Genomic DNA, 5,699 nt, shown 5'->3' on the forward strand with positions numbered 1-5,699 from the left:
CCAGCGCCATCAGCACCACCAGCAGCAGGCGCACCCGCGGCAGGTCCAGGCCCAGGCTGCGGGCACTGGCTTCGCCCAGCACCAGCGCATCCAGCGCACGGGCAAAGCGCGTGGCCAGCGGCAGCGCCACCGCCAGCGCCGCCGCCAGCACCGCCACGCTGGGCCAGCCCAGGAAGCTGGTGGTACCCAGCAGGAACACCTGCTTGCCGCGCAAGGCCTCGGGCGAGACCAGCAGCATCAGATCGGCCACCGCGCCCAGCAGCACGCCCACCACCACGCCCGACAGCAGCAACTGCAGCGGCTGGCCGGCGCCCCGCGCCAGCATCAAGGTGAGGCTGACGCCGCCCAACGCGCCGACGAAGGCGGCGCCCACCAGGCCCAGGCGCAGCAGCCAGCCCACGCCTGCCAGGCCGATGGTGCTGCCGAAGACGCCGCCCACCGCCAGCACCGCCACCACGCCCAGGCCGGCACCGGCGGCCGAGCCCAGCAGGTAAGGGTCGGCCAGCGGATTGCGAAAGAGCCCTTGGGCCAGCGCGCCCGACAGGCCCAGCAGTGCACCGGCCAGTAAGGCGCCCAGCGTGCGCGGCGCGCGAATGGCTTCTATCAAGGGCCAGTCGGTGGCCCAGGCCAGCGAAAAGCCTTCGCTGCCGGCGGCCAGGCCGGCGGCCAGCAGCAGCAGGCCCACCGCGGCGAAGACCGCGGCCAGGCCCAGCGGCGACAGGCCCGCCGCGGCCGGTGCCGTGCGCCCGGCCTGCTGCTGCGCGGCCGGTGCGCTCATCGCCGCGCGGCCTCCAGCGCCTGCAGGCAGCCGGCCAGCTGATCGGCCGCTTCGCCCAGCCGCGGGCCGGGGCGCACCAGCATGTCGTAGGTGGGTGCATCGAAGCCGCACCAGCGGCGGTCCGCCACCGCGGGCAGCGTGGCCCAGCCGGGGCGGCCAGGCATCTCGTCGATGCTGGCCTGCGGCGCCATCGCGATCTGCGGCCGCGCGCGCACCACGAACTCCGGGTTCAGCTTGGGAAACGGCCCCATGGTGGCCGGCACGATGTTGTCCAGGCCCAGGCGCTGCAGCGTCTCGCCCACGAAGGACGAGGCGCCGGCCGCATACGGCCCGTTGCCCACCTCGAAGTACACCCGCTGGCCGCGCAGCGCGGCCGGCACGCGAGCGGCGGCAGCGCTGATGCGCGCATCGGCCTGCCGCCACAAGGCCTGGCCGGCGCCCGGCCGGCCCAGCAGCTGCGCCACGGTTTCCATGGTGCGGCGGGCGCTGGCATGGGTGCGCGGCTCCAGCACCGCCACGCTCAAGCCCAGCGATTCCAGGCGCTCGACCGCGCGCGAGGAGGCCGCGGCCAGCACCAGGTCGGGCTTGAGCGAGACGATGCGCTCGATCTGCGCATCTTCCAGCCCGCCGACCTGCGGCACCCGCGCCACCTCGGCCGGCCAGTTGGAAAAGCGGTCCACGCCCACCAGCCGCGCGCAGTCGCCCAGCGCGCACACGGTTTCGGTGAGCGAAGGCAGCAGCGAGACGATGCGCCGCGGCGGCGCGGCCAGCGTGAGGCTGCGGTCGCGGTCGTCCTGCACGGTGATGGCGGCAGACGCCGGTGCCCCCGGCAGCGGCGGTGCCGCATGCGCTGGCAGCGCAGGCGCCACCAGTACCCACGCCGCCCACCAAGCCGCCCACAGCGGCGCGGCCAGCAGCTGCGGCCAGCGGCGGCTGGCCCAAGGGCGCGTGGCCTGCGTCATGCCCGCCCCTTCACCGCCAGCTCGCAGCCCGCCACCATCAGGGTCACGCGGCTGCACGCCGCGCCCACCGCCTGGTGCAGCAGGCCCAGTGCATCGATGAAACGCCGCGCCTCGCGCGACATCGGTGCCACGCCCAGGCCGATCTCGTTGCTCACCAGCACCACCGGCCCGGCCGCCTGCGCCAGCGCCCGGCACAGCGCGCTGCGCTGCGCGGCCAGCGCGGCTTCGTCGGCCGCCGGGCCGTGCAAGGGCATGGCCAGTTGGGTGAGCCACAGCGTCAGGCAATCGACCACCAGCAGCCGCTGCGGTGTGGCCAGCTGCTGCACCGCCTCAGGCAGCGCCTGCGGCACTTCCACCGTGGCCAGGCCGGGCACGCGCGCCGCGCGCTCTTCGCGGTGACGCTGGATGCGGCGGTCCATCTCGTCGTCGCCGGCCAGCGCGGTGGCCAGCAGCGTGGCCTCGTGGCCAGGGGCGGCCTGCAGCCAGGCGGCAGCACGCGCTTCGGCGGTGCGTGACTTGCCGCTCTTCTGCCCGCCGAGGATCAGCTCATGCATGGCCGCCGCCCTGCTGCTTACAGCCCGCGTGCGCTGTAGCGCAGGCCCAGCCAGGCCTGGCGGCCCAGCGCCTGGTAGTCACGCGCCGGGCTGTAGTCCTTGTCGGCCACGTTCAGCACCTTGGCTTCCAGCTGCCACTGCGGCATGAAGCGCCAGCGGGCGCTCAGGTCCAGCAGCGCATAGGCGCCCAGGTTCACGTTGCCATCGGGCCGGCGGCCCACCGACTGCAGCGCGGCGCCGAAGCTCCAGGTGCCCAGCTCATAGTCGGCCGACAGGCTTTCCTGGTGGGCGGCGCGGCGGGTCAGGCGGGCGCCGGTGTCGTCGTCGGTGGCATCGAGGAAGTCGACCGTCGCGCGCAGCTGCAGCGCGCCAACACGGTGGGCGCCGCTCAGCGTGGCACCTTGCATCACCGCGCGGCCGACGTTGCCGGCGCAGCCGTACTGGTAGCCCGCGCCCGGCGGGCAGAAGCTGGCATCGGGCTGGTAGGCGATCAGGTTCTTCACCCGGTTGCGGTAGACGGTGGCCGCGGCCTCGCTGCCGTTGCGGCGCCACTCCACGCCCGCCTCCACGCTGCGGCCACGCTCGGCTTCGATGCCGGGCACGCCGTAGTCGGGGAAGTACAGGTCGTTGAAGCTGGGCGCGCGGAAGGTGGTGCCGGCCAGCGCCCGCACGCTCCAGGCGGGTGTGAGGCTCATGCGCCAACCCAGGCGGCCGGTGGTGTTGCCGCCGTAGACCGAGCTGTCGTCACGCCGCAGGTCGGCCTGCAGCGTGTGGGCGCCGAAGCGGCCCGACCAGCCCAGCACCAGCGCATTGTTGTGGCGGCTCTCGCCTTGCACGTAGCTGCTGCTCTCGGCCTTTTCGCCCAGGTGCTCATAGGCCAGCACCACCTGGGTGTCGGCATCGGGCGTCCAGGCGTTCTGCCAGGTGAACTGGTCGCGCTCGGTGCGGTAGCTGTCGGGCGCGCGGAAGCCGCTGACCAGGTCGTCGGTGTTGCGCGCCAGTTGCACCGAGGTGGTCCAGGCGTTGGACACGCGGCCGCGGTAGTCCAGCGCCACCACGCGGGTCTTGAGCGTGTTGCGCATGTCGCCGGTCGCGTCCTGCGCGAAGCTGGGCGCCAGGTACTCGCTGCCGTCGTACTGCGAGCGCAGCCGGTTGTCCGTCACCAGCAGGCCCAGGCGATGGCCGTCCACCGGCGTGAAGCCCAGCTTGAGGCTGCTGCTGGTGCGCAGGTGGCCGTCCTTGTCGGGGTTGTAGTTGCCGAAGCGGTCGCCGGGCCGTATGGCCGACACGCCGTCGTCGCTTTCATGGGCGATGGACGCCGCATAGTCGAAGGCGCCGCTGGCGCCGCTGAAGGCCACCCCGCCCTGGCGCGCGCCATAGCCGCCCACGGCCGCATGGGCCTCGAGGTTGAGGCCGCCGCCGGCCTTGCCGGTGCGGGTGAAGATCTGGATCACGCCGCCGGCGGCATCGGCGCCATAGAGGCTGGAGCCGGGGCCGCGCAACACCTCGATGCGGTCGATCTGCGACAGCGACAGCGCCTCGAACTCGACCTGGCCCAGCGTGCCCGAGCCGATGCGCACACCGTCGATCAGCACCACGGTGTTGCTGGCGCTGGCACCGCGGATGAAGACGGCCGCGCTCTTGCCCGGCCCGCCGTTGCGCGAGACCTGCACGCCGGCCTCGCGGCGCAGCAGGTCTTCCACCGAATCGGCGCTGCTGGTGCGGATGCGGTCGGCATCGATCACCACCACGTCGGCGGTCACACGGTCCAGGGGCAGCGGCTCACGGCTGCCGGTGACCACCACGGTCTGGGCATGGGCGGCAGTGCCGCCGGCCAAACAGGCGGCCACGGCCAGGCGCAGCGTCCACGACGCCGGGCGCGCACGCAGCGCGGAAAGGTTTGAATTCATGAAAAGGCCAGGGACAACAAATGCAGCCACCTGCTTCCCCGCGGGTGTCTGCGACAAGGCGAGCACCCTGCAAAGGGCGCGTCACCGCTTGTTGGCCGGTATCCGGGCTGGCGGACTCGACGCAGCGCCTTCCCAGGCGCGGCCTTGCAGGCCGGCCACCCAGTGGCAGAGAGCTCGTCGCTGGATGGTTGATGCGATCAACCGATCCGTCCGCTTACCGTTGCGGGGGCAGCGCAGGTTGGGCATCGCCCGTGGGGCTTGGCCTTCCTGCTTCCCGTTTACCCCGGGCTGCAACGAAGCGCAACCCAGGCACCAACGGCGCCGATGCTACCAGTACCCCCGCCTACAATCAGGGGCTCCCCTAGCTGCCGCCCTGCCATGCCCACCCTCGAAGATCTTGCCGAGCGGATCGAACGCCTCGTGCTGCGACACGAGGAACTCAAGCGCACCAACCTGCTGCTGCAGCAGCAGGTGGACGCCGTGACCATCGAACGCGACCAGATGCGCTCCCGACTTAACGCCGCACGCGCCCGCATCGACGCGCTGCTCGACCGCCTGCCCGCCAACGGAGGCGACGCCCGATGAAGCAGATGGAAGTCACCATCCTCGGCCAGAGCTACATCCTCGGCTGCCCCGAAGGCGGCGAGCATTCGCTGATGGCGGCGGTGGCCAGCGTCGACCGCGAGATGAGCGCCATCCGCGATGCCGGCCGTGTGAAGGCCCGCGAGCGCATCGCGGTGCTGGCCGCCCTCAACCTGGCCTACCAGCTGGCCGAGCGCCCGCCGGCCCCGCCGGCAGAAGGCGAAGCCGCGCCACCGCGGGTGGATGTCGGCGCGCTGATGCGCCGCATCGACCAGGCCCTGGGCGACGACGGCCACCTCATTTGAACCAACCGCTAGACCCGTCGCGTGCCATGGAAATGCCGGCCTTCTCCTACCGCCGGCAGCACGGTCGGGGCTTAGAATGAACTCGTCCGTCGCATTCGCGCGGGTCCTATATTTCCTCGAACCGATGGTCTATGACCAAGGGCTTGGAACATCGCTCGGCTGGTGTGATCGTCTCGCGTCAGATGAACCCGAAGCCTTGCTGACCTCGCCCACCTGAACTTCCCTTTGGGGTTCGGGAATGCGGCTCGCGGCTTGCGGCGGACACCCTCCTTTCTCCCTCCGCTGACGCACCCCTTTCGTGGCCTACTGGCTGATGAAGAGCGAGCCCGACGAGTGCTCGATCGACGACCTCGTGCGCCTGGGCCGCGTGCCCTGGACCGGCGTGCGCAACTACCAGGCGCGCAACTTCATGCGCGATGCGATGCAGCCGGGTGACGGCGTGCTGTTCTATCACTCGTCCTGCCCCGAGCCGGGCATCGCGGGCCTCGCCCGTGTGGCCGGCACCGCCTATCCGGACGCAACGCAGTTCGACCCCGCCAGCCCCTACTTCGACCCCAAGAGCCGGCCCGACGCGCCGCGCTGGCTGCATGTGGACGTGGACCAGGGCC

The 5,699-nt window shown here is 72.1% G+C and carries 7 protein-coding genes and 1 riboswitch; of the genes, 3 read left to right on the top strand and 4 right to left on the bottom strand.

From position 1 onward, the window contains the following. The 4 genes from ABNT58_RS04595 to ABNT58_RS04610 all read right to left on the bottom strand — a co-directional run. On the bottom strand, nucleotides 1–778 hold a 778-nt coding region (locus ABNT58_RS04595), incomplete at its 3' end, for an iron chelate uptake ABC transporter family permease subunit (RefSeq protein ID WP_348752329.1). Next, nucleotides 775–1,740 carry a helical backbone metal receptor gene (locus tag ABNT58_RS04600; protein ID WP_348752330.1) on the bottom strand — a complete coding sequence of 322 codons (966 nt, stop codon included), beginning with the start codon at nucleotides 1,738–1,740 and terminating at the stop codon, nucleotides 775–777. The genes ABNT58_RS04600 and ABNT58_RS04595, both read right to left, overlap by 4 nt. Continuing rightward, on the bottom strand, nucleotides 1,737–2,294 hold the full coding sequence (locus ABNT58_RS04605) for a bifunctional adenosylcobinamide kinase/adenosylcobinamide-phosphate guanylyltransferase (RefSeq protein WP_348752331.1): 558 nt from the start codon (nucleotides 2,292–2,294) through the stop codon (nucleotides 1,737–1,739). Before ABNT58_RS04605 ends, ABNT58_RS04600 begins: the two co-directional genes overlap by 4 nt. A gap of 17 nt (nucleotides 2,295–2,311) precedes the next feature. Next, nucleotides 2,312–4,204, bottom strand: a complete 1,893-nt coding sequence (locus ABNT58_RS04610) for a TonB-dependent receptor (protein ID WP_348752332.1) — start codon at nucleotides 4,202–4,204, stop codon at nucleotides 2,312–2,314. A 75-nt stretch (nucleotides 4,205–4,279) separates the two neighbouring features. Further along, nucleotides 4,280–4,536: riboswitch (cobalamin riboswitch) on the bottom strand. A gap of 46 nt (nucleotides 4,537–4,582) precedes the next feature. On the opposite strand from ABNT58_RS04610, the gene ABNT58_RS04615 reads away from it, so the two are divergent. The 3 genes from ABNT58_RS04615 to ABNT58_RS04625 all read left to right on the top strand — a co-directional run. After that, nucleotides 4,583–4,789: a cell division protein ZapB gene (locus ABNT58_RS04615; protein WP_250199917.1), complete on the top strand. Its 207-nt coding sequence runs from the start codon at nucleotides 4,583–4,585 to the stop codon at nucleotides 4,787–4,789. Next, entirely contained in the window at nucleotides 4,786–5,091 is a 306-nt protein-coding gene (locus tag ABNT58_RS04620) for a cell division protein ZapA (protein ID WP_348752333.1), read from the top strand. Before ABNT58_RS04615 ends, ABNT58_RS04620 begins: the two co-directional genes overlap by 4 nt. 313 nt (nucleotides 5,092–5,404) lie before the next feature. Further along, a partial coding sequence (locus tag ABNT58_RS04625; RefSeq protein WP_348752334.1) for an EVE domain-containing protein occupies nucleotides 5,405–5,699 on the top strand: 295 nt, incomplete at its 3' end.

Origin of the sequence: uncultured Aquincola sp., assembly GCF_964001545.1 — a bacterium.
In the GTDB taxonomy this organism is placed as follows: Bacteria; Pseudomonadota; Gammaproteobacteria; order Burkholderiales; family Burkholderiaceae_C; genus Aquincola.